14 protein-coding genes and 6 pseudogenes are annotated in these 23,139 nt (G+C 61.0%); 4 read left to right on the top strand and 16 right to left on the bottom strand.

Annotated features, from left to right (window positions below; translation table 11 throughout):
• Positions 1-273 precede the first annotated feature (273 nt).
• The 6 genes and pseudogenes from RFN28_RS16855 to RFN28_RS16830 all read right to left on the bottom strand — a co-directional run.
• A complete protein-coding gene (locus tag RFN28_RS16855) occupies positions 274-1,443 on the bottom strand; it encodes a M24 family metallopeptidase (protein ID WP_320288419.1) in 1,170 nt (389 codons plus the stop codon).
• Between the two features lie 468 nt (positions 1,444-1,911).
• Positions 1,912-2,208 (bottom strand): annotated as a pseudogene (locus tag RFN28_RS16850) (IS66 family transposase); the annotation flags it as partial.
• Between the two features lie 19 nt (positions 2,209-2,227).
• A pseudogene (locus RFN28_RS16845) lies at positions 2,228-3,084 on the bottom strand (IS3 family transposase); the annotation flags it as partial.
• Between the two features lie 242 nt (positions 3,085-3,326).
• Positions 3,327-3,736 (bottom strand): annotated as a pseudogene (gene tnpA / locus RFN28_RS16840) (IS200/IS605 family transposase).
• Positions 3,737-3,825: 89 nt separating this feature from the next.
• On the bottom strand, positions 3,826-4,581 hold the full coding sequence (locus RFN28_RS16835; RefSeq protein WP_320288418.1) for a class I SAM-dependent methyltransferase: 756 nt from the start codon (positions 4,579-4,581) through the stop codon (positions 3,826-3,828).
• Between the two features lie 211 nt (positions 4,582-4,792).
• Positions 4,793-5,400: pseudogene (locus RFN28_RS16830) on the bottom strand (ISNCY family transposase); the annotation flags it as partial.
• A gap of 67 nt (positions 5,401-5,467) precedes the next feature.
• On the opposite strand from RFN28_RS16830, the pseudogene RFN28_RS16825 reads away from it, so the two are divergent.
• Positions 5,468-6,008, top strand: a pseudogene (locus RFN28_RS16825) (ISNCY family transposase); the annotation flags it as partial.
• A 31-nt stretch (positions 6,009-6,039) separates the two neighbouring features.
• Here the strand turns inward: RFN28_RS16825 and RFN28_RS16820 are convergent.
• The 8 genes and pseudogenes from RFN28_RS16820 to RFN28_RS16790 all read right to left on the bottom strand — a co-directional run bounded on the left by RFN28_RS16820 (position 6,040) and on the right by RFN28_RS16790 (position 14,176).
• Complete coding sequence (locus RFN28_RS16820; RefSeq protein ID WP_320288416.1) at positions 6,040-6,576, bottom strand: recombinase family protein; 537 nt, start codon at positions 6,574-6,576, stop codon at positions 6,040-6,042.
• Positions 6,577-6,796: 220 nt separating this feature from the next.
• Positions 6,797-7,129: a transcriptional regulator domain-containing protein gene (locus RFN28_RS34880; protein WP_430678199.1), complete on the bottom strand. Its 333-nt coding sequence runs from the start codon at positions 7,127-7,129 to the stop codon at positions 6,797-6,799.
• Positions 7,130-7,313: 184 nt separating this feature from the next.
• Complete coding sequence (gene purU / locus RFN28_RS16815; RefSeq protein ID WP_320288414.1) at positions 7,314-8,198, bottom strand: formyltetrahydrofolate deformylase; 885 nt, start codon at positions 8,196-8,198, stop codon at positions 7,314-7,316.
• A 184-nt stretch (positions 8,199-8,382) separates the two neighbouring features.
• A pseudogene (locus RFN28_RS16810) lies at positions 8,383-9,141 on the bottom strand (tetrahydrofolate dehydrogenase/cyclohydrolase catalytic domain-containing protein).
• Between the two features lies 1 nt (position 9,142).
• On the bottom strand, positions 9,143-9,703 hold the full coding sequence (locus RFN28_RS16805; RefSeq protein ID WP_320288413.1) for a sarcosine oxidase subunit gamma: 561 nt from the start codon (positions 9,701-9,703) through the stop codon (positions 9,143-9,145).
• The gene (locus RFN28_RS16800; RefSeq protein WP_320288412.1) at positions 9,696-12,629 is read right to left on the bottom strand and encodes a sarcosine oxidase subunit alpha family protein; all 2,934 of its coding nucleotides are present in this window, start codon (positions 12,627-12,629) and stop codon (positions 9,696-9,698) included. Before RFN28_RS16800 ends, RFN28_RS16805 begins: the two co-directional genes overlap by 8 nt.
• Positions 12,626-12,916 (bottom strand): sarcosine oxidase subunit delta, encoded by a 291-nt coding sequence (locus RFN28_RS16795; protein ID WP_320288411.1) that lies wholly within the window; start codon positions 12,914-12,916, stop codon positions 12,626-12,628. Before RFN28_RS16795 ends, RFN28_RS16800 begins: the two co-directional genes overlap by 4 nt.
• Before the next feature lie 9 nt (positions 12,917-12,925).
• Positions 12,926-14,176, bottom strand: a complete 1,251-nt coding sequence (locus RFN28_RS16790) for a sarcosine oxidase subunit beta family protein (protein WP_320288410.1) — start codon at positions 14,174-14,176, stop codon at positions 12,926-12,928.
• 127 nt (positions 14,177-14,303) lie between these two features.
• On the opposite strand from RFN28_RS16790, the gene RFN28_RS16785 reads away from it, so the two are divergent.
• Entirely contained in the window at positions 14,304-15,293 is a 990-nt protein-coding gene (locus RFN28_RS16785; RefSeq protein ID WP_320288409.1) for a GlxA family transcriptional regulator, read from the top strand.
• A gap of 300 nt (positions 15,294-15,593) precedes the next feature.
• Here the strand turns inward: RFN28_RS16785 and RFN28_RS16780 are convergent, their stop codons facing one another.
• Entirely contained in the window at positions 15,594-16,631 is a 1,038-nt protein-coding gene (locus RFN28_RS16780; RefSeq protein WP_320288407.1) for an IS110 family RNA-guided transposase, read from the bottom strand.
• On the opposite strand from RFN28_RS16780, the gene RFN28_RS16775 reads away from it, so the two are divergent.
• Positions 16,530-16,760 (top strand): hypothetical protein, encoded by a 231-nt coding sequence (locus tag RFN28_RS16775; RefSeq protein ID WP_320288431.1) that lies wholly within the window; start codon positions 16,530-16,532, stop codon positions 16,758-16,760. The two genes, RFN28_RS16780 and RFN28_RS16775, sit on opposite strands and share 102 nt — an antisense overlap.
• 622 nt (positions 16,761-17,382) lie before the next feature.
• On the opposite strand, the gene RFN28_RS16770 is transcribed toward RFN28_RS16775, so the two are convergent.
• Positions 17,383-18,126 carry a GntR family transcriptional regulator gene (locus tag RFN28_RS16770; protein WP_320288406.1) on the bottom strand — a complete coding sequence of 248 codons (744 nt, stop codon included), beginning with the start codon at positions 18,124-18,126 and terminating at the stop codon, positions 17,383-17,385.
• A gap of 404 nt (positions 18,127-18,530) precedes the next feature.
• Between RFN28_RS16770 and RFN28_RS16765 the strand changes: the two genes are divergently transcribed.
• The gene (locus tag RFN28_RS16765; protein ID WP_320288404.1) at positions 18,531-22,160 is read left to right on the top strand and encodes a hydantoinase B/oxoprolinase family protein; all 3,630 of its coding nucleotides are present in this window, start codon (positions 18,531-18,533) and stop codon (positions 22,158-22,160) included.
• The last annotated feature ends 979 nt before the right edge of the window (positions 22,161-23,139 follow it).

The following is a 23,139-nucleotide window of genomic DNA, read 5'->3' as shown; positions in this document are numbered from 1 at the left end:
CCACAGTGCGTCATCCTTCGGCATGGTAGAGCAAATGGCGTCAGCCGCCACTTCGCTGGAGGAAATGAGTATTACCCCGGGGCAACGGCTCTCGAAGGGGCAGGCAGCACGTCGAAGATGAGGGTTACCTAGCTGGTTCATTGTGTTCCCTTGAGAAATAGTCGCGATGCAGGGCATCTTTGTTACCTATGACTCCGTAATGACCCGATTACCGCAACAGTTCACCTGCACTGTCCGAGCCTTTTCCAGTAGGTGTCTTTCGTAGAACTAAAGTCAAAGTTGGAAGATTTCTCGCGGCAGGCGAGAGAAGGTTTCGGCGCCGCTCTCGGTAACCCGAAATGTTTCACTGATCACATAGCCGAAGTCTTCGTCGATCCAGTTTCCGAGCATCAAGTGAAAGGTCATGTTCGGTTCCAACACAGTCCGGTCATCTTCCTTGAGGCTAGCCGTTGGTTCCAGCCAATCGATCCCAATGGCATAGCCACATCTAGTTTCTTTCTCGAAACCATGTTTTTTGAGCGTCTTATTGAAAGCCGTAGCGACATCGCCACAAGTGGCTCCGGGCTTGACGGCGGCAAGCGCCGCTTCCAATCCGGCAACTTCGCCTTCGTGAACTCGACACAGACGGTCCGAGGGTTGGCCGATTGAGAATGTCCGCATCAGGCCAGAGACGTACCCATGACGGACACCGCTAAACTCAAGGTTGATCTGCGATCCGTTACGGAAAACATCTTCGCTCCACCTGATGTGAGGCGTGGAGGAACGCGGCGAGGCACATAGGTTAAAGTGCGCCACATCTGTGCCCGACTTACCATTGGCACCGCGGATCAGCGTCGCAATGACCTCCGCGGCAGCATCAGCCTCTCGCACTCCCGGGCGGATGACCTCTCTCGCTCGCAACATACCCGCATCGGTGATTGCGGCCGCTTCCTGCATCACGGCGATTTCCAGATCGGATTTCGTCAGCCGGATCCAAGCCACTGCGTCGCTGAAATCTACAATCGCCGCTTCCGGCATTCTGGTCCTGAATTTCTCTATCGATTCCGACCTAAGGGATTTCGTTTCAAACCCTACCCGACCCCTGGCAAGGCCATTGTGATGCAGGAAGTCGATTACCGCATCAAAGCCGTCCATATGAGGGTTAGCAATAAGAGCTTCTGGATAGCCAATGACCCGGCTGCTATCGAAGAACATCTGATGCATCGCCGCGGGCGCATCGCAACGGCGTGTCACGAACGTCGGCTCTTCCACTTCCAAGGAAATTATCAGCCCTTCCGGGACGTAGCCGGATTTAGCGGTGTATCCGGAAAGATAGGTGATATCGGCCGAATTGGTTACCAACAACGCATTGATCTCGCGTCGTTCCATTTCCGCCTTAACTGAGGAGAGCCGTCGCAGATATTCAGCCCGTGGGAATGCCTGCGGCCCCTTTGCCATCGCCATTTGACTTTAACTCCTGCTGTCCGATGTCGTCTTCTGTTCTAGTGCAACCCGGGATCCATATCTGCCCTCAACCCAATGGTTGGGCCGTCTCCCCCTTCACCTTGAATCACTGCAACGGTGCCGGTTTCAGCTATCCCCGTTTCGATGTGATTGACACCAAACGAAGCCAACTTTTCGGTCGCGAGTCTGGCCGTGTTGTCTACGGTATTCGAGCTCAGGGCGTCGGTGGAGGGATAGGCACCACTCGGTTGCCTCCCTCTGCAGATTCCGAAATGTTTCGATTCTGTGCATCTGTAAGTTCGTCTATTTGCCTCGATCATCTAACTGTCAATCGCGGATCGACTTGCGTCAAATTCAGTTTGCATATCTTCATGGTCTAGAAGCGAGATGGCGCCCCAAGGGACGATCGGCCCCGACCAGCGGCTGCGCCAGAGGTCTGCCCAACGCTCTGGGGACTGGTTGTCAATTGCCGGGACCAGGTTCGAGCACCAGCGCAGTTGTCTCGAACGCGAAGAGCTTCGCCGAGGCCTTCAGCTTCGCGAGCAGCCGCACATGCACCGGGCGCAGGTGCCGACCCAGTCGGCGAGCGTGGAGCGATCGAGTTTTGATGCCTTGCCAGGCAAGATCTGGGTCTGGCGACAAAGCAGTTGGTCGGCATATTTGGCGACGAGCACCTGGGCGACAGTTGCCTCGGTCGGCGGGCCGACTTCGATCGGCAGCGGGGGGCCCGGCAGCCTGCACGACAACGTCCTCGCAGGCGCGGCAAAGAACTTGACCTGAGACTCTAATCTCCTCCGGCTTGGGGGAGAGTCCTGGTTTCGCTTCTGGCCTCCTGCGGCCTGTTTTTCCAGCGTGATCTCATTGCAAACTCAGCCGGCGGCATGTTGCCGAGGGCCGAGTGTGGTATGTGGTGGTTGTAATCCTCCTTCCATGAGGTGATGGCGTTGCGGGCCTCGGACAGCGTCGAGAAAACAGCGTGTCGTTGAGGCACTCGTCCCTGAGGCGCCCGTTGAAGCTCTCGACGAAGGCAGTCTGCATGGGCTTACCCGGCGCGATATAGTGCCATTCGACGCCGTCTGCTGGCACCAGCGCAGGACCGCCATGGAGGTCAGCTCCGTGACGTTGTCCGAAACGATCATGGCGGGCCGCCCGCGCCAGCGGATGATGGTGTCGAGCTCGCGCACGACGCGCAGGCCCGACAGCGAGGTGTCGGCGGTCAGCGCCAGACACTCCCGCGTTTAGTCGTCGACCACGGGGAACACCCCAAAGCGACGGCCGTCGGTGAAGGTGTCGGAGACGAAGTCCAGGCTCCAGCGGGCGTTGGCGCGATCCGGAACGAGCATCGGTCTGCATGTGCCCAGCGCTCGCTTGCGGCCGCCGCGCCGGCGCACCTGCAGTTTCTCCTCCCCGGTAGAGGCGCCGCAGCTTCTTCTGGTTCATCACGATGCCCTGCCAGTCCAGCATGACGTGGATCCTGCGGTAAACGCGGCGCTCTGCCGCCACGGCTTGCATCGCCTCGCGCAACGGAGCGTCGTCCGGACGGATGCTGGTGTAGCGCACCGTCGAACGATCGATCCTCAGGGCCTGGCACGTCCGACGCTGGCTGACCCGATACGCCTTGCAGGCATGAGCCAATCGTCGCTCCCCCATCGAAAGCTTGCCCCCCAGCACCGGTGCTCCGCGGCCTTGGCCGCCGGATACGCGCGTCTGCGGTCTTCACCGGCTTCATCGGATGCATACCGCAATCCTGCACGCTCAGCGGCAGAAGCTGTGCCTCATCAGCCTGCGGCTAGGATGTGAATGCTCCACCAGCTAAAAGGCGGTGGCTTCAGGTTACGGCTTAAAGCCGGATCGGTCCGCCGTCCGGCGGACCGGGTGCAAACTCACGTCACGTTGAAGTTGTCGTCGGGTTCGGGCGGTACCTGGTTCTTGATGTACTCTACCCACATCTCATCCGTCACATTGCCACTCGTGGCAGCCCAATAGCCCCTCGCCCACAGATGCTGGCCCCAGTAGCGTTTTTGCAATATCCCGAACAGCTGCGTCACTTCAGGTGTTGTACCGCACGCGATACCGACAGGTTTGGCGGGATCGACACAAGCATGTGCACATGGTCGCGATTGATCGACCCGGCGTGAATGACCATCTCGCGCGCCAGTGCCATCTCTCGCAGCAACTCCCGGCACCGCTCCCCCACATCACCGCCAAGCACCGCATAGCGATACTTCGTCACCCAAACCAGGTGATACTTGCAGTCCCAAACTGTATGGCTGCCCCGCTTATATGCTTCCATCCGGCCAATCTACACCGGATACGCCGCCATCCCAGCCGCCTAAAGGCGTGGGGTTTTCTGATCCCCTATTGGGGACTCTAAACTCCCGCTTATTTGTACGCGACAACCACGAGGCGCGGGCTATAGGTCGTGAACTCTCCGCCTTCCCGTCCATAGGCTTCAACAGTCTGAAACCCCGCGCTTCGCAACATGCGAAAATATTCAGTAAACCCGTAGTATCTGATAGAAAGACGTGTTCGTCTAACGCATCCATCGCGGACGACGATCCTCTCGATGTTCTCACGATCGGCTAGCGCATCGTAACTTATTAGATGGATTCTGAGATCATCGTCGCGCTGCACAATGCGGCAGGTAGGCGACTTGTCGCGCAACAATGCGAAGCGATTGTCCTGATCGATTAGGAGACGCCCGCCCTTCCGAAGTGAAGAAGCGGCTTCATGAAGAACTCTCTCATTATCCGCTTCATCGAAATAGCCAAACGTCGTGAACCATAGAAATGCCGCATCAAACCGATCTCGCCAAGGAAGTGAGCGCATATCACCAAGAACATACTCAACATCTACCCGGCGTTCAGCCGCATCCGCTTCGGCTTTTTTTAGCAAGATCGGCGAGATATCCAGTCCGGTTACACGCGCTCCTTTTTCCGCCAATCGGTTGGTAATCCGGCCATATCCACATCCGAGTTCAAGAACTGAGCTGCCTTGTTCAAGTGAAAGAAGCTCCCAAATCGCTCCTACTGCCCGGTCATTTCCTTCCGGCGGATGAACCACATCGCTAAAATGCAGGTAATCTTCGTTAAAGTGTGTTTCGATCTCGGAAAGGGGATTACTCATTTCGTAGTTCATTGTGCATACCCATCTTCATTTCGCTGATTTCCCTGTGCGTTGGGATCAACTTTTGCACAGAGTAGAGCGTTTCGAAAGAAGAGATTTGTGAATATTTTTTAACCATTATTCACACTTTTCGTAAGCGCCAGTAAGATTCTGACGTGAAGCGCGCTGGGCTTCTTTCGCTCGTTGCGCGAGGTGACATAGGCTTCGGTGCGTCGCGCGCCATGTTGCGCAGCTTGCGATAGACCCACTTGCTTCTGACCATGTCCTCGATCCTCAGCCAGCTTTCTTGTGGAAGGCCATGTCGGAAACGCCCGATGCTTTCGCCGTGGCCAGGTTGGCGCGAGTGGCGAAGCCGCCATCGGCCGCCGCTTGCCGCGGCGCTTGACCATAGAGGTCGATGTGGCGCTCCAGCATCGACAGCAAGCGGTCACTGTCAGCCGGGTTGCCTGCTTCGATCACAAGATCGAGGATCATGCCGCTCCTGCCGGTGGTGAGGTTGAGCTTGGGCCGTATTCGGTGTCGCGGCTGCCTCTGACGATGATGTCGGCATGCGGTTCGAACAGGCTGACCAGTTCTCGCTGGCCGGGACCGGCTCTCGCCGGCCAACACCCGCCGCTCGCTCTGTCTGATGATGCGTTCGACCAGCGGCCGATAGTGACGAACCTGGATGTGCCACAGTGCGATGAGCGGAGTGCTCGCCACGGCCAAACGCTCGCTCGCCTGCTCCAGATAGGCCAAGGTCGCGCGGGTGATTGCGATCAGCTCGCGGTAGAGTTGGACCCGGTTGGGTCGACCGCGCGTGAACTGGATTTTGCGAGCCCGCTTCTGGCCGCCAACCCGCACCAAATCGCGCGCCACCAAGCCGAGCAGATCGCGATGCTCGTCCAGCCAGCGCGACATTGCCTCCAGTTCGCGTCCGATCTCGTGGTGGCGAAAACATCGAATATATTCGCTTGGACGGTGCGTTCTTGGCGCATTGTCGGCTCCGGCCGTCAAGGCTCCCTGACGGCAAGGCCTGCCTGCTGAAGCGGTGCTGCGTTGCGCGCTTATCAAGCAATACCGGCAGCTGAGCTACCAGGAGCTGGCGTTCCATCTTGAGGACTCTGCCTCGTTCGCGCCTTTGCCCGCCTACCATTGTCATGGAGCCCCCAGAAGTCGGCGCCTGCAAAAGCCGATCAGCGCGATCCGGCCCGAGACCTGGGAAGAGATCAATCGGGTACTGCTGTCGAGCGCTCGACAGGCGAAGCTCGAAGACGGCGCGGTGGTGCGGCTGGACAGCACGTGACCCGGCACTCATGCCGAGTGACAGCAGACTGCTTTGGGATGCCGTGCGGATCATGGTGCGCCTTCTGAAGCGAGCTGTCTTGATTGGCGGCACCAGCATGGCATGGCGCGATCACTGCCGCGCAGGGCCTTGCGCAAAGCTACGATTCACTCAATAGATCAATCGCTTGCTGTTTATGACGGAAACTAGTCTAAGTGATCGCCGCGCACCGGCGGGTTGTCGTACACAGCGTGGTCGCTGAAGCGGTAGCCATCCGCACCGATGCGGCGATAATAGCGCAGCGTGTTCGCCGGGTCGTACTTGCGGGAACGAGGGGCGCGCTTGCCATAATAGGCGTAGCCACCACGCCGGCAGACCGTGAGGCCCTGCAGCAGCCAGTCCGCGCTGGGCGCGCGTTGGCGCTTGCGCTTCCGGTTCTCCTCAAGCTGTGCACGGGCCGCCTCGAACACGGTGCGATCACAAGTGGCGCAATGGGATCTCGATCCACTCTTCAGAAGGAACGAAAACGCGGCAAGTGGCCCGCGCCGAGGGCTGCGGATTCCGCGGATCGGCCGCAGCCGCGGTTGTGACAGCAAGTAGCGGAGGCACCTGAAAGCGGCGCAACCGACATAGGCCGCATTGGCGAGCATGCCGCGAATCGTGAAGGCGTGCCAATGCGTGGCTCCTGTCCGCGTCTGGCAGCCGATCTGCTCGAGTTGCCGGCACACTTTTCGCAGGCTCATCTATCCAGGCCGACCCATGCAAAGATCAGACGAACAATGTGAGCCTCCGCCTCCCCACCTCGAAGCGTGCCACCGCCGCCACCTTGCTCCCGGCTCACAGAGCGGTCGCCGAAGGGCGCACATTGCCTCAACACCGGAAGCTTTGACTGAAGCGATCCGCAAACATTCAAGAAATGGCAAAACAGAGCCGCAGGCGTGGACCAGAATAAGGACGGCCGCATCACGCCGGATAGAGTCCTCGAAACAGAACGCCCCAATGGGAGTCACGTCGACGCGCGAGGCAATGATGTCGAGCGATGTCCGATGTTTCTGCCCTGCAGCCCCCCTCCAGTGCATTAGCCAAATCATGCCGGAAAGCCGGATTGCGCCGCAAGAACTCCCAAGCCCAGCCTCGGCGCGTCAGATGAGCGGTGTAGCCGCACGGTTTCTTATCCCGTAGTCCGGCCAGTCGGCGGCGGCGCCTTTTCCTTATGAGCCAGGTCCCGCCAGCAGCACGGGGACAAGACCAGTTGTCACGCGGCCCTGCAGCATCGGGCCCCACACTACGGGTCATGAAGGCCGCCGTCGAACGGCATGCAGCCTCTGCGGGGGAAAAGCACGATACGACAGACACTTTGACGGAGCCGCCTAAGGCGGCCCGCAATGATCGTCGCGAGATCGATCAAGAACTGGCTGAGAACGCTCATCAGGAGCAAGGACATGGCCCCTCATCTCCGTGACGCTGCATTCGTACACACTCATCCCATCCGTTCCGAAGCGTGCGAGCCCGGCGAAGCGGGAAAGACCACGGTCTTGTTCCCGTTGAGGAAAACACGGCGGTGGATGTGCGCGTGGATAGCGCGTGCGAGAACTTGGCTTTCTACGTCGCGGCCAAGCGAGACATAGTCTGACGGGCTCTGGGCGTGCGTGACGCGTACGATATCTTGCTCGATAATCGGCCCCTCGTCGAGAAGGCCGGTGACGTAGTGCGAGGTCGCACCAATAAGTTTCACGCCGCGCTCAAAGGCTTGCTTGTAGGGGTTCGCCCCCTTGAAGGAGGGCAGGAAAGAATGGTGGATGTTGATGATGCGGCCGGACATCTTTTCGCACATCTCATCCGATAGCACCTGCATGTAGCGGGCAAGGACAATCAGCTCTGCTCCGGTTTCCTCGACGATCCGCATCTGCTGCGCCTCGGCCTCGCGTTTGTTCTCCTTCGTCACTTTGATGTAGTGGAAGGGGATGTCGTGGTTCACGACCAGCTTCTGATAGTCCAGATGGTTCGAGATCACAGCCACGATGTCGACGGGCAGCGCTCCGATGCGCCAGCGATACAGAAGGTCATTGAGGCAATGGCCGAAGCGCGAGACCATGATGACGACCTTCATCCTGTGGCTCTCGTCATGAACGGCGATGTCCATAGGGAACGCCTGGGCGGTGTCGGTAAACCCTTTGCGTAGCGTGTCTAGGGCCACGCCCTCTTCGGAAACGAAGCTCACGCGCATGAAGAAATTGTCGGTCTGCGCGTCATCGAACTGCGAGCTGTCAGTAATGTTGCAGCCGTTCTCGGCTAGGTAGCCCGCGATGGCGGCAACGATTCCGCGCTTCGACTTGCAGGTGACGCTTAGGCAGTATGTATCCATGTTGATCTTTCGCATGTGTGCAGAACAGACCCGTTCGGGCGCGTTAGCCAGAATGGCAGATGTGGACCGGGCTCATAAGGTGAGCCCCTTGGGCTCGGACAGCCTATCAGCGCGGCGGCAGGCGGTAAGGGTGTTGGCGAGAAGACAGGCGAGCTCATGGGACCGACACCTCCCGGTACTGCCGTTATCGCTCTAACTCCGCCGCGCTTCGAAAATCCACGTCGCCCACCATGTGTTGCTTGCCGTCTCGTGCGATCCGATTGATGCCCGCATCGATTACCGTCGCGCCTTGCCTTGACCCAGTCGGCAGGGATCATCGCGGGGCGGCTGACGGCAGCGACAGGAGTCGACCCCGACGGCAGAATGATGCCAGATCGCGTGTACGCGAATGAGCAATGGCTACGGTGCAGCTGTCATTGAGCAGGAGTTGCGCCATCGGTTTTCCGACGATGTTCCACCGCCCCACGACGACGGCTTCGAACCCGGACAAATCGCCGAGATGGCTGCGCACTAACATCAGGCAACCCAATGAGGTACATGGCACTGTCGCATTTTGTCCCGTGCCCAGAAGCCCGACATTCGAAATGTGAAACCCATCGACATCTTTTGCCGGATCGATCGCAGTCACCAGATCGGCGTTCAGATGTTCGGGTGGAGGGAGCCGGACGAGAATACCATGAAAGTCCGGATCGGAATTCAACTCCTCGATGAGAGCAAGCAGATCAGCTTGAGAGGTTTCAGTGGGGAGCTTGTGCTCACCGCCGTTCATGCCACCTTCGATAGTCTGCCGTCCTTTGTTGCGCAGATAGACTTCCGACGCTGGATCGTCGCATACCAGTACCACAGCCAGGCGCGGCGTAATGCCGTGCTCCTCCTTGAGCCAGGCCAGCCTCGACCGTAGCTGCGCCGCGGACTCTTTGCCGTCGATGATCTGAGCGGCCATGTTACCTTTCCTCTAGCCGCTTCGCCGCCGTTTCCAAGGCGTGCCAGAGCGATCCGGCGGACGAGCGCGCGCCCAGCACGGCAATATGAGCGTCGCTGCGGCGGATGACGAAACAGCTCATATGCTCAAGCCCAGTACGCGTCGCACGGCCCGGCCCAAAGTCAGCGAGATCGACGTTAACAAGCTTCGACAGCAATGCCTCGACAGGCCTTGAACCGGCCGACGAAGCGATCTCAAAGTCGACCCAGCCATCGGTCTGCTCGGTCACCGAGCAGCTGGGGGCGACCTGCTTGAGCTCAGCGGCAAAATCCTCCTCGGCGCGGCCTTCCGCCTCGATCATCCACTGATCCAGCCCGGCCCACAGCGCGGCAACGCCCTGCCCTGCAACCCAGCGGCCTGGTCCAGGAAGAGTGAGCCCGAAGGGCGTGGCCTCAACGGTTCCGCGGCGCAGCGCCAGGGAGGCAAGCGCCAGACCGGCGTTCTCGCGGATCTCCAATGCCCCGAACGATGCAAGGCGTGGCGGTGCGGCACCGAGCGCCGTGATGGGTCTCAGCTCACTCACGAAGACGTGCTCCTTCAGGATCGATAAAATGTGCCGACACGACGCGCAGGCGCGCACTTTCCCCTTCGACCGGGTTCGCGGCCACGATCACCTCGCCCAGGCGTTCATCGCCGTTCTCGAGGAAACCGAGCCCGATCATCGAGCCAACATGCGGACTGTAGCAGGCCGACGCGATCCAACCCTGATCGGTATCAAGGCGCTGCGGCGCGTCCTCGGCAAAAAGATGCGAGCCGCTGACCACCTTTCCAGCCGGATCAACGGGCCGCAGGCCAACCAGGCGTCGCCGGTCGCCCGCAAGGCCCTCGCGCCGCGACATCACGGCGCCGACGGAATCCTTCTTCTGCGACACCATACTGCCGAGTCCGACCATGGCGGCCGTCGTCTGTCCGTTCAGTTCGGGGCCGGCGGCGTGCCCCTTCTCGATCCGCAGCATGCCAAGTGCTTCGGTGCCGTAGGGCGTCGCTCCAAGGCCGGCACCCGCCTCCATCAGCCGCTCCATCAATGTGTGGCCGTATCGTGCGGGAACCGCAACTTCATAAGCGAGTTCGCCCGAAAACGAGATGCGGAAGAGCCGCGCGCGCAGCCCGCCGCACACGGTGAGCTCCGCGCAGGCCATGAAGGGGAAGGCCTCGTTCGACAGGTCGAACCCGTCCACGATGCGGGCGAGCAGGGCGCGCGATTTCGCCCCGGCGACGGCGATCTGCGCCCAGGCATCGGTCGTGGAGATGATCTGCACATCGAGATCCGGCCACAGGCATTGCCGCGCAAACTCCATGTTGCGGTAGACCAGCCCCGCATTGGCCGTCGTCGTGGTGACCACGTAGTGTTCGTCGGCCAGCCGGGCGCAGGTGCCGTCGTCATAGGCAAAGCCGTCTTCGCGCAGCATCAGCCCGTAGCGGACACGGCCGACCTTCAGCGTGGCCATCACGTTGCTATAGAGCCGGTTGAGAAACTCGCCCGCGTCGGCGCCCTGCACATCGACCTTGCCGAGCGTCGTCACGTCACACAGGCCCACCGCGCTGCGCACGGCCCTGGCCTCGCGGTCCACGCTCTGGCGCCAGTGCGTTTCGCCCGGACGCGGGAAATATTGCGCGCGCATCCACTGGCCGACCTCGATGAACACCGCGCCTTGCGCCGCGGCCCAATGATGGGTGGGTGTGAGGCGGCGCGGCCGGAAATGCGGCCCCATATCGCCAGCGCCCAGCACGGAAAGCGCGACAGGCGTGTAGGGCGGCCGGAAGATCGTCGTTCCGGTTTCGGGGATGGACCTTTCGGTCAGCTCCGCCATTACGGCAAGCCCGGTCACAGTGGCAGTCTTGCCCTGGTCCGTCGCCATGCCCAGCGTTGTGTAGCGCTTCAATTGCTCTACGGCCCGCATGTTTTCGGCGTGGGCGAGCTTGATGTCCTTCACCGTCACGTCGTTCTGGAAATCGACCCAGGCGCGTTTCCTGCCCGGCACGTAGAAGATGGGCGCGACCCCGTAGCGGGACTCCTCCGAGCGCGGCAGACTGGGCAGTGCTGCCGCAATTCCGAGTTCGTTCAGCGCGCGCAGTGCTGCCGCCGCGCCCGAGCGAAGTGTCTTCGCTGTCGAAAAATGCCCCGCTGCCGCACCCGCCGGAATCAATCCCGAGGGACCATCATCTCCCGGCAGGAACGCCTGCACCGCATCATTCCAAATCGGCCGGCCGCGATGGTGCGACGCCAGATGCACATTCGGGTTCCAGCCGCCCGAGACTCCCAGCGCCCCGCAATCGATCCATTCAGACCTGCCGTTTCCGTGAACCTCGATCGATTTTAGGCCAAGCCGGCCGCGTGAGCCGGTGACCATGCCACCGGTGATAACGCGGTAGCCGGCCAAGGCTGTCGCCTCGGGGCGCGCGTCGATGACGGCGGCGACATGGACCCCCTTGGCGGCGAGATCGCGCGCCGTGCGATGACCGTCGTCATTGTTGGTGAAGATGGCGACGGCGTCGGCCGGGCATGCCGCCCAGCGATTGACGTAAGCCCGCATCGCGCCGGCCAGCATGATCCCAGGACGGTCATTGTCGGCAAAGGCGATCGGCCGCTCTGTGGCGCCGGCAGCCAATACGGCGCGTTTGGCGGTGATGCGCCAGAGTGTCTGGCGCACACGGTCGCCCGGCTCCGGAAGGTGATCCGAAACCCGTTCTACCGCACCATAGATCCCGTGATCATAGACGCCGAACACCGTCGTGCGGGGCATCACGCGAATGTTCGGCAGACTGTCGAACTCACGTTCCAAAGCGGACACCCATTCGGTGGCCGGCGCTCCGTCCAACGTTTCGGTCTCGCACAGAAGCCGCCCACCAAGGCGGAAATCCTCGTCGGCGAGGATCACACGCGCACCTGAGCGCGCCGCCGTCAGCGCCGCAGCCAGTCCGGCCGCCCCCCCGCCGATCACCAGCAGATCGCAGTGGAGGAATCCCTTGTCATAGCTATCCGGATCGGCCTGCATCGAGAGGCGCCCGAGGCCTGCCGCCTTGCGGATCGCCGGCTCGTAGACCTTTTCCCAGAAGCCTTTCGGCCACATAAAGGTTTTGTAGTAGAAGCCGGCTGTGAAGAAGGGCGACAACAGGTCATTAATGGCCAACGCGTCGAAGCCGAGCGAAGGCCAGCGGTTTTGGCTTCGTGCCTCCAGTCCGACGAACAGTTCGACCGTTGTCGCGCGTGTGTTCGGCTCCTGCCGTGCTCCGGTGCGCAGCTCGACCAAGGCATTCGGTTCCTCCGAACCGGCGGAGAGAACCCCGCGCGGGCGGTGATATTTGAAGCTGCGCCCCACCAGTCGAACGTTGTTGGCCAGGAGCGCCGAGGCGAGCGTGTCGCCGGCATGGCCGCTGTAGCGCTTGCCGTCGAAGGTGAAGTTCAAGCTCTGCGAGCGGTCGATCAGCCCTCCGGCTAGCCGCGTCATATTCCACTCCTCTTCCGCGTAAGCGCGACGCCGCGCGCCAGTTCCGCACTCAGGACTTCATGGGTAACCGTGTCGCGCGTCACCACCAGCCAGGACCGGTCACCTTGCTCGTGGAACCACAGCTCGCGATGCACGCCCGCCGGGTTGTCGCGCAGGAAGACGTAATCGCAGAAGGCGGCCTCGGCATCGGGCGCGGATGGGTCTGGACGTTCGATGAGCCGCGCGTCGCCCAGATAGGTGAATTCCTGAGCATCGCGCAGGCCCAGAAGTGGATGGGGGATCAGCATTGGACCGCCTTAGTGGAGATTGGACTGGGCACCGGCACCGCGTTCGTCGATCACATAGCCCCGCGCGAACCGGTCGAACCGGTAGGCGCGCGCGGTCTCGTGGGGTACGCCGGTGGCAAGAAGATGGGCGAAGGCGTAACCGCTGGCAGGCGTCGCCTTGAAGCCGCCATAGCACCAGCCGCCGTTGAAATAGAGGCCATCAATATGCGTGCGGTCAATGATCGGCGAGCCGTCCATCGACATGTCCACGACGCCGCCCCACATGCGCAAGAGCCGTGCCCGCCCGATCATGGGCATCAACGCCATGCCGCCTTCGGCGACGTCCTCGACCACCGGCAGGTTGCCGCGTTGGGCATAGGAATTGTAGCCGTCGATATCGCCGCCGAAGACAAGCCCGCCCTTGTCGGACTGACTGATGTAGAAATGGCCTGCCCCGAAGGTGATGACGCCCGGAATGGTTGGCTTGAGGCCCTCCGTGACGAAGGCCTGCAAAACATGGCTTTCGATCGGAAGCCGCATTCCGGCCATCGCCATGACGCGGCCCGAGGAGCCCGCCACCGCCACGCCGACCTTGTCGGCGGCGATATAGCCGCGCGATGTCTGCACGCCGCGCAGCTTGCCCCGATCGACCCGGAAACCCGTCACCTCGCAATTCTGGATCAGGTCCACGCGGTGGTTGTCGGCGCCGCGGGCATAGCCCCAGGCCACGGCATCGTGCCGCGCGGTGCCCGCACGGGGCTGCATCAGGCCGCCTTTGATCGGGAAGCGCCCATTGTCGTGGTTCAGGAATGGAACCATGGCGCGCATTTCCTCCCGGCCTAGGAGCCGGGCGCCCGCACCCGCCAGCATCATGGCGTTGCCGCGACGGCGGAAGGCATCGCGCTGTGCATCGGTATGAAATAGGTTGATGATGCCGCGCTGCGAGACCATCGCATTGAAGTTGAGTTCCTGCTCCAGTCCTTCCCAGAGCTTCATCGAGAACTCGTAAAAGGGCTCGTTGCCGGCAAGCAGGTAGTTCGATCGGATGATCGTCGTGTTTCGCCCGACATTTCCGGACCCGAGCCAACCCTTCTCCAGAACGGCGATACGAGACTGGCCAAATTTGTTAGCCAGATAGTAAGCCGTCGAGAGGCCGTGACCGCCCCCGCCGACGATGACATAGTCGTAGGCGGGCTTGGGCTCAGGGTTGCGCCAGAGCGGCCGCCACCCAGTATGCCCCTTGATTGCTTCAGCAAAGACGCGGAAGCCCGAAAACCTCATAGCGAGATCCTCCTTGGACGGTCGAGACTATCTCACGGCAAGAGCGAAGCGGTGTTTCTTAAATTGACATCCGCGTTCCCTTTTCGGACATAGAGCAGGATGAACTGGACGGAAGGATTCTCAGGGGATGATTGACGGGAATCGTCATGGTAGCTCACAGCGATACGGTTTTCTGCTGATCGAAGGCTACGCTCTGATGTCTGCGGCCTCGGCGGTCGAACCACTGCGCGCCGCCAACCTGCTTAGCGGGCGGCAGCTTTACGATCTAAGCTTCGTCTCGGACCAGGGCGGCTGGATGCGCAGTTCCGTCTCGGGCGGGTTCGAGACAGTGCCTGTTTCAGAAGCAATCAGCGATTTCGATATTCTCTTCGTTGTGGCCGGCGGCAGCCCTCTCGCTTATCGTGATGACAGGGTTCTGGCCTGGCTGCGCCGTCTTGCCCGGTCGGGCGTTGCCTTGGGTGGGATCTCAGGTGGAGCAGCCATATTGGCTGCCGCCGGTGTGATGACGTCACGCCGGTTCACGATCCACTGGCAACACATCGACGCAATGCGCGAGATCTATCCCGAGGCGCTGATCGAACGGCGTCTCTTCGTCATCGATCGCGACCGCTTTACCTGCGCCGGCGGCATGGCTCCCCTGGACATGGCCCACGCACTGATCGCCTCGGATCATGGCGTGGAACTGGCGCGTGCGGTCAGCGACTGGTTTATCCACACCGGCATCCGGCGGGCCGAGGCTCCGCAACAGCTGGAGCCGGCTCGCAAGTACGATCTGCACCATCCGTCGCTAGTCGCCATGGTCGACCTGATGACAAGTCACATCGCCGACCCGCTGAACCTGGACGACCTGGCCCACCTGAGCGGTATAGGGACCCGGCAGTTGGATCGGCTGGCAAAGCAACAGCTGGGACAGAGCGTGATGCAGTTCTATCGGTCCATCCGGTTGGAGAAGGCCGATGAGCTTCTGCAACAATCGAACCTCCCGCTCGTTGAGGTGGCGCTTGCCACCGGATTTTCCAACCGCAGCCATTTCTCACGCGCCTTTCAGGCCCATTTCGGTTTCGGCCCCGCCAGCCGACGCAAACAGCGCCGCCACCGGCAACAACTGTTGAGGTAGTGCTCGTCTGTGACATAAGATACCTTCTCTATTTGGCGTGTTGGGGTCAAGCGCTACCGAGCTTTTCAGTGTCTCCGACCTGTTGACGTCTTTCGCAGGGCCTTGCTTCTCTTCGGGATCGGCGTTTCGCCCTCCCAGTATGGGGTCAGGAGAATGAGGCGGCACAATCTACCAAGCGTCTTGATCGCGTGTTGCAATCAGTACGAGTGTCTCAGCGAACTCGCCTCATCCATCGTCCTGCGAAGGACGTCCGTCCGCCAGCGAGCGGAACTCTGTCTCTCTCCTTCCCGGCCTTCTGGATCAGATGGCTGACGCCATGGTTTCCCTCGTCCAGCGGAACTCGGTGCCGTCCAGCCACATGCGATGCATGACGACTGCCAGGCGACGTGCGAGCGCGACAATTGCTTTGCGCATCCCGCGCCGCTTGGCGACGTTCATCGCCCAGGCCTTAAGCCACGACCATTTCGTCACGCGAGTCATCAGCGTTTGCGCTGCCTCATAGAGCAACGTCCGCATCATGCCGTCGCCGCACAGGGATATGCATCCAACGCGCTTGCTTTCCCCGGACTCGTTGAGCTTCGGCGTCAGTCCCAGGATGGGTCCCACCGCCTTGGAGCTTCTGAACCGCTGCAGAATGTCGATTGTCGCGGCATAGGCGAGCGCCACCACGGGGCCGACACCGGGAACCGTCATCAAGCGCCGGCAGGTCGCATTACTCCTGACGATCGTGAGCACTTTTTTGTGCAGGCGCGCAAGTTCGGCACGCAGCTTCCGCCGGGCGGCCAGCAGCGGCTCCATGATCTCTTCGAGATCAGGCATGCCTTCGACGAGCTCGCAAATCCGCTCCTCGAACTTCATCGTTCCCACAACACCGACCTTGAGGCCGAAGTTGCGCAGAAGACCGCGGATGTCGTTCTCGATGGCGATCGCCTTTCCCTGCAGCAGCTTGCGGGCCGTCAAGAGTGCCCGCCGCTTCTGGCTCGTGAGCGTCTTCACATGCACCGGGCGGTACAGGTTGACCCGCATCATCTGCGCGATGCCGCGCGCGTCATTGCGATCCGTCTTGTTCGGCTGCGCCTTCAGGAACGCTTTCACATGACGCGTCTCGATGCAGATGACCGGCAACCCGGCGCACGCCAGCCCCTCGAAAAGCCATTGCGACAAGGGCCCGGCCTCGAGACCGACCCGTTCAATGTTCAAGGCAGGATCCTTCAGGACGGCGAGGAGATCGTCGCAGTGGCTGACGACCTTCACCTCGCGCCAGATCCTGCCGGATTCATCGACAATGCAAACCGCGGTCTCTTTCACCGCGACATCGAGACCGATAAAGTGTTTCATGCTGCGCTTCCTTTCCTGATGCTTGTGGCTGTTTGGACAGACCACGTTTTATCATCAGCTCGAAGCGCAGCACCTTCCTGCATCACCGTTGAAGAAGGGGCGCAAGCCGAATACCCCATCTACCTATAGCGGGTGAGTATGCCAGTGTGCGCACCACCAGCCTCTCGCAGAACCAAGCGTGAACCTGCCGCCTCACTCGGCTCCCATCAGGCAAACGTGCCGACCATACCGATCCGCGAATGAATGAAAGCTCACGATTTCCGGACCAATCACTGCCAAGCTGCCGGCAGAGGCCGAAGGTGAAGGCTCCTTCTGAATGATCGGGAACGAACTTGTTTACGTTCCGCTGTGTCATGGACTCGGCGCGTCGACGCGAATTGCCGACGGTGTCGAGCTATCAGCGGAGTTGGGCGGATATCGGGTGATCGTAACCGGTAGCTTTCCGACTGCAGGCGAGCGGAGCCGCGGCGGGTCAAACCTATTTTCAGCGCGGGCACCTGATGAGCTGGGCGAGTTGGCGAACGGTCTGGTGCTGCCAACGACTTGGAACTCGTTGCGGGCGCCGTTCGGTCGCGTAAGCAGAGTCGGTCGAGCCGCAGCATGCGTCTGAGGAGAGCGAACAGCGTTGACCTTGTTCCTTATGCGCTGGGTGAGATGACACGTCACCAAACGATCACTTGAAGCGTGGTGCCAATTCGTGGAGCACGCCCAGCCTGTTGGCGATCGCCCAATCAATGCTGACGTCAGATTACTATCCGGCCGCCTTGCTACCGGCCGTGTCCAGCGGCATTGTGATCGAGCTCTGCGAGCCTCGCGAGAAGATAGCCACCTTTAGCCTGGCGAAAGATAGGTTCTGGTGCTCGACGGCTAATCTGTCGGCAGTCTCTACATCGCGATGGCTGATTGCTTCAAAGATAAGCCGGTGCTGGCGGCTCGTTTCCGTGAGGTGCTGCATAAGCTCGCCATCCTCTAGCTCCCCCGAACAGCCGTGGCTGGAGAAACAGGCGCGCGACAGCCGACTTGAGGCCAACAACATGCGCTCGTAGAAATCGGAAAAGAAGTCGTTGCGCCCAGCGCGCGCTATACTCATGTGGAACGCGACGTTGGCATCCTGACGCTGCACGCCATTGCCATTTTCGCAAAGAGCATCGAACTCGCCCATCCGCTGCTCGATCTCCGCCAGATCGGCCTCGGTGCGCTTCTCGGCCGCGAGCCGCTGGGCGAGCCTGCTCGCCACTACCAATGCATCATAGATCTTCGGCAGATCGTCGAAGTTAAGAGGCGCGACCCGGGCGACCCGCCGGTCGCGTATGATCAGCCCTTCTGAAATAAGTTGAATAATCGCTTCGCGTATTGGCGTGCGCGAGACTGAATGCTGAGCTGCAATACTAGCTTCCTCGATAACCGTTCCTGGCGGCAAGGCAAGGGTCAGGATGTCCTGGCGTAGCGCGGCGAACACTTTGCTGGCGTCTCGGCCTTTCACGATACTGTCCATAACCCACTCTCCTGTCGCGTATGGAAGCTACTCTGGCGGCCTGCGTTGATGTAAACGGATGTGGCCCTCATAGGGCGTCAGCAAGACACTTAGTCTTTACGGATTTTAAAGTGCGCTGCACATCGTTCCATCCCGGCATGTTGTGTTTCCACTCGATCATGGTTGTAAGCGGCGGAAGGGCTCCGTCGGGCGGTTTGCAGTCCGTCCCCTGGAATCCACAATCGCAACAACAACCTCAAGACACTTCCAACCGTCGGCTCCCCCCGGTCCACGACCGAAAGTTATGTCACGCTCGATGACTTTCCCGTCGCTCCCTGAACTCTCTTTTGCCGTTGACTCATCCGCTCAGTATCCTCTACGTATACTGGAACTTAGGCTTTGTCGAGAAAAATGGAGCGAGGCGCATGTGGCAATTCTGGGTGGATCGTGGCGGCACGTTCACGGATATCGTAGCGCGCGCACCCGACGGTGAGCTGAAGACCCACAAGCTGCTGTCAGAGAATCCTGATCAATACCGCGACGCCGCCATTCAGGGTATTCGCGAGCTGCTGGGATTGGCCGAGCACGAGCCGATTCCTGATTGCGTAATCGAGTCGGTCAGAATGGGGACCACAGTGGCCACCAACGCGCTGCTGGAGCGCAAAGGCGAGCGGACACTGTTCGTCACAACGCGCGGCATGGGGGACGTGCTTCGCATCGGCTATCAAAACCGGCCGCGCTTGTTTGATCTTAACATTCAGCTCCCACAGCTTCTCTATGAAGAGGTCATTGAGATCGACGAGCGCGTGGATGCCGACGGCAACGTGCTCCTCGCGCCGGATGCGGAAGGGGTTCGCCGCCTGCTCGCTGGTGCGTATTCACGTGGGTTCAGGTCCGTCGCGATTGCCTTCATGCATGGATACCGCAGCCCTGATCACGAAATTCTCGTCGGTCGCATAGCCCATGAGATCGGGTTCTCCCAGGTTTCGCTCAGCCACAAAACGAGCCGTCTCATTAAGCTGGTGGGGCGCGGAGACACCACCATCGTCGATGCCTATCTCTCGCCGTTACTGCGCCGCTATGTGGATCAGGTGAGCGGCGCGCTCGGCGCCACCACCTCCCTCATGTTCATGCAGTCGAACGGCGGCTTGACGGATGCCCGCTTGTTCCAGGGCAAGGACGCAATTCTGTCGGGACCGGCCGGGGGCGTCGTCGGGATGGAGAGGACCGCGGCGACGATCGGTATCGATCGGCTGATCGGCTTCGATATGGGCGGGACCTCCACCGACGTCTGTCATTTTGGCGGCGAATACGAACGCGACTTCGAGACTGAGATTGCCGGCGTGCGTATCCGCGCGCCCATCATGAGCATTCACACCGTCGCTGCCGGCGGTGGCTCGATCCTGAGCTTCCGCAACGGCCGCATGCAAGTCGGTCCGGAGAGCGCGGGCGCCGATCCCGGGCCGGCGAGCTACCGCCGCGGTGGACCGCTGACGGTGACGGACTGCAACGTGCTTCTCGGCAAGTTGCAACCGAGCGCTTTCCCGCATGTCTTCGGCCCGAATGGCAACCAGCCTTTGGATGCCGAGGTGGTGCGCGGCAAATTCCTTCATCTCGCGCGCGAGATCACCCGCGAGACCGAGATCCAGAAGACGCCGGAGCAGTTGGCCGACGGCTTCCTGCGCATCGCGGTCGAGAACATGGCCAACGCGATCAAGAAGATCAGCATCCAGCGCGGCCACGACATCAGCAAATATACGATGAACTGTTTCGGCGGCGCTGGTGGCCAGCATGCCTGCCTTGTCGCCGACGCGCTAGGCATGGAAAGCATTTTCATCCATCCCTTCGCTGGCGTGCTGTCGGCCTTCGGGATGGGGCTCGCCGATATCAGGGCGATGCGCGAACGCCAGGTCAGTGAACCGCTCGATGCGGCGGACGTCCTGGAGACGGTCGTCGCCGCCCTCTCGGCGGAGGCGCGCACGGAGGTCGAGCGGCAGGGCGCCAATCCGGCCAAGATTCGCTTCACGGCTGCCGCCCATATCCGTACCGTCGGCGCGCATCAGGCGCTGCCCATCGCGTATGGGTCGCCTGACGATATGCGTGCTGCCTTCCGCGAAGCCCATCAAAGTCGCTTCGGCTATTTCCCCGAGGGTGCGGATCTCGTCGTCGAGTTGATCACCGTCGAGGCGATCCTCGCGACCGGCGTCACGGCGGCGAGGAACGTTATCAACGGAGGCCTGGTGGCCCGCGGCCAGCAAACGGTCGATACCTATTTCGCGGGCGAATGGTTGAAAGTGCCGCTGGTCGACCGCCTGTCTCTTTCCATAGGTGATAAGGTGGACGGACCAGCGATTATCACCGAGCCGACCGGCACCAATGTTGTCGAGCCTGGCTGGCAGGCCGAGATCATCGATTACGGTAACCTGATGCTGCGCCGGGTCGTGCCGCTGAAGCGGGCCGACGCCATCGGCACAGAGGCCGACCCGTTGATGCTGGAGGTCTTCAACAACCTCTTCATGTCCGTCGCCGAGCAGATGGGGGTAACGCTTCAGAACACTGCCTATTCGGTCAACATCAAGGAGCGTCTCGACTTCTCTTGCGCGGTCTTTGATCCTGAGGGCAATCTCGTCGCCAACGCACCGCATGTGCCGGTACATCTGGGATCGATGGGCGAGAGTGTTCGCACCGTGCTGCACAACAATCGCGAGAAGCTCAAGCCGGGCGACGTCTTGATGATGAACAATCCTTACAAAGGTGGTACGCATCTGCCCGACGTGACGGTCATCACGCCGGTCTTCGATGCAGAAGGCAGGGATATCCTCTTTGTCGTTGCCTCCCGCGGCCATCATGCGGACATCGGGGGACGCACGCCAGGCTCCGCTCCCCCCGACAGCAGGCATATCGACGAGGAAGGCGTGCTAATCGAGGATTTCTACCTTGTCCGCGATGGCCGCTTCCGCAAAGAGGAAACCCGCGAACTGCTCTCCAGCGGTCCCTATCCGTGCCGCAACATAGACCAGAATATCGCCGACCTCGCCGCGCAGGTGGCGGCGAACGCTACGGGCGTGCGGGAATTGCAAAAGATGCTCGCAAACTTTGGCCGCGAGGTCGTGCACGCCTACATGAAGCACGTGCAGGACAATGCCGAGGAATGCGTGCGGCGGGTCATAGACGTCCTCACCGACAGCGAGTTCGCCTATGAACTCGACAGTGGTGCGGTCATTCGCGTCGACATTCGGATCGATCGCGAGAAACGCGCCGCGAGCATCGATTTCACCGGAACCTCAGCTCAGGACGACGGCAACTACAACGCACCGCTGGCGATCTGCAAGGCGGCAGTACTTTACGTGTTCCGCACGCTGGTAGGGTCAGATATTCCCATGAACGAAGGATGTCTGAAGCCGATTAACCTGCATGTGCCAGAAGGCACTATGATCAACCCACGCTATCCGGCGGCGGTTATCGCCGGCAATACCGAAGTCAGCCAGGCGATCACGGAAACACTGTACGGGGCGCTTGGCGTGCTCGCCGGCTCCCAGGGCACAATGAACAATTTCGTTTATGGCAACGACGTGCATCAGAACTACGAAACGATCTGTGGCGGCACCGGCGCGGGCAACGGCTTCGACGGCGCGAGCGCGGTCCACTCGCATATGACCAACACCCGGATGACAGATCCCGAGGTGCTAGAGACCCGTTACCCGGTGCGTGTCGAGGAGTTTTCCGTACGCCGAGGGTCAGGCGGGCGGGGCCACTATCGCGGCGGCGACGGTGTGATTCGCAGGCTGCGCTTCCTAGAGCCGATGACGGTGACGGTACTGTCGTCTCACCGGCGCACACGTGCCTTCGGCCTCTCCGGGGGCGAGCCCGGCCAGCCCGGTGAGAATCTGGTTCAGCGGGCCTCTGGTGAAACGCAAATCCTGGCCGGAAACGATTCCTGTGAAGTCCGCCCCGGCGATATTTGTATCATTAAGACTCCCGGTGGGGGCGGCTATGGCGCCCCTCGAGCGTGCGCGTCGTCCGGCCTGGGCTCCGCCCATGAGCGGCGACGATGAACTCGTCGAGATCGGCCGTGGCGTATTTACAACGTTGCGCCCATTAGTTTCCCCCACTCAAAGGCAGAACTTTTTGATGGAAGGCTGGTCTGGTCGCCATCGACCTGGCCTGGAAGGACGCGAAGCTGGAAACCGTCGATCTCGTCTGCCCGAACTATTCAGCCGTCGCTCTTAGGTCACAGCCGACCAGGCATCCGCCTGCCTGTGTCTCGACCCTGCTGATTCGCACCGAGGCACACCCGCCCAGGACGAGTCGGTAGGCCTTCCTTTTCTGGCGGTTGAGCTTAAAACGCGCGAAGCTCTGCGCCGAGGTCGCATGACAAGGCTGCCTATTCAAAGATCTTTCCGCTCGACGGCGCACGTTCGACTACACCTACACTGTCGCCGAGGACCCCAGAGCAGCTGGATTGTGATCTTCAGGCGGATGTTCACTGGCTTCATGGCCGAATATCCCGCGGCAGCGGGACCGCTGCTGTTTCCACTTTGCAAGCGGATGGCGCGCACCGAGCAGTAGGTCTGCGCGCTGTCTGGAGCGCGGGGCTGCAGTCGGCATTGACCGGCTCAGCGGATGCGCCATTCGGCGTAGAGGTATTCGCTCGGCTGGCAGTGTACGCAATGCCTGGACGGTTCGATCTCCTCGCACAATTGCCGCCGGGTCCGGCAGACGCTGCGCAGCACCAGACGATTATTCCAGGATCGGTCATCAGTGCGCGGGTCGCAACGCTAACCTCGGTCAGGCTGTAGAAGACGCGGCGGCACTCAAGCGGGACGGCGAGAGCTTCGGTGCGGCGGTTTCGGACTACTTGACTACCAGACTTCGTGACGAAGGGGCGCGTGGACGGCTCTCCTTGGACCGAAGGCCCTACCCCGCCGATGCGCCAGGCTTCGGCTTCGGCAGACGGTCGAGGCCGACACCGCCGTCACCGGCAACATGATCGAGAACGCGCGGTTGCATGGAATAAAGATCGGCTGGGGTCCA

Origin of the sequence: Mesorhizobium album (genome assembly GCF_033977205.1) — a bacterium.
Taxonomy (GTDB): Bacteria; Pseudomonadota; Alphaproteobacteria; order Rhizobiales; family Rhizobiaceae; genus Mesorhizobium; species Mesorhizobium album.
Note: the sequence above shows the minus strand (reverse complement) of the source record. Positions and strands in the feature narration are given on the sequence as shown.

Coding starts and splice junctions, on each gene's coding strand:
- RFN28_RS16855 (WP_320288419.1), bottom strand. CDS start 1,443: ATGGCGATGGCAAAGGGGCCGCAGGCATTCCCACGGGCTGAATATCTG.
- RFN28_RS16835 (WP_320288418.1), bottom strand. CDS start 4,581: ATGAACTACGAAATGAGTAATCCCCTTTCCGAGATCGAAACACACTTT.
- RFN28_RS16820 (WP_320288416.1), bottom strand. CDS start 6,576: ATGAGCCTGCGAAAAGTGTGCCGGCAACTCGAGCAGATCGGCTGCCAG.
- RFN28_RS34880 (WP_430678199.1), bottom strand. CDS start 7,129: ATGACCCGTAGTGTGGGGCCCGATGCTGCAGGGCCGCGTGACAACTGG.
- purU (WP_320288414.1), bottom strand. CDS start 8,198: ATGGATACATACTGCCTAAGCGTCACCTGCAAGTCGAAGCGCGGAATC.
- RFN28_RS16800 (WP_320288412.1), bottom strand. CDS start 12,629: ATGACGCGGCTAGCCGGAGGGCTGATCGACCGCTCGCAGAGCTTGAAC.
- RFN28_RS16795 (WP_320288411.1), bottom strand. CDS start 12,916: ATGCTGATCCCCCATCCACTTCTGGGCCTGCGCGATGCTCAGGAATTC.
- RFN28_RS16790 (WP_320288410.1), bottom strand. CDS start 14,176: ATGAGGTTTTCGGGCTTCCGCGTCTTTGCTGAAGCAATCAAGGGGCAT.
- RFN28_RS16785 (WP_320288409.1), top strand. CDS start 14,304: ATGATTGACGGGAATCGTCATGGTAGCTCACAGCGATACGGTTTTCTG.
- RFN28_RS16780 (WP_320288407.1), bottom strand. CDS start 16,631: ATGAAACACTTTATCGGTCTCGATGTCGCGGTGAAAGAGACCGCGGTT.
- RFN28_RS16770 (WP_320288406.1), bottom strand. CDS start 18,126: ATGGACAGTATCGTGAAAGGCCGAGACGCCAGCAAAGTGTTCGCCGCG.
- RFN28_RS16765 (WP_320288404.1), top strand. CDS start 18,531: ATGTGGCAATTCTGGGTGGATCGTGGCGGCACGTTCACGGATATCGTA.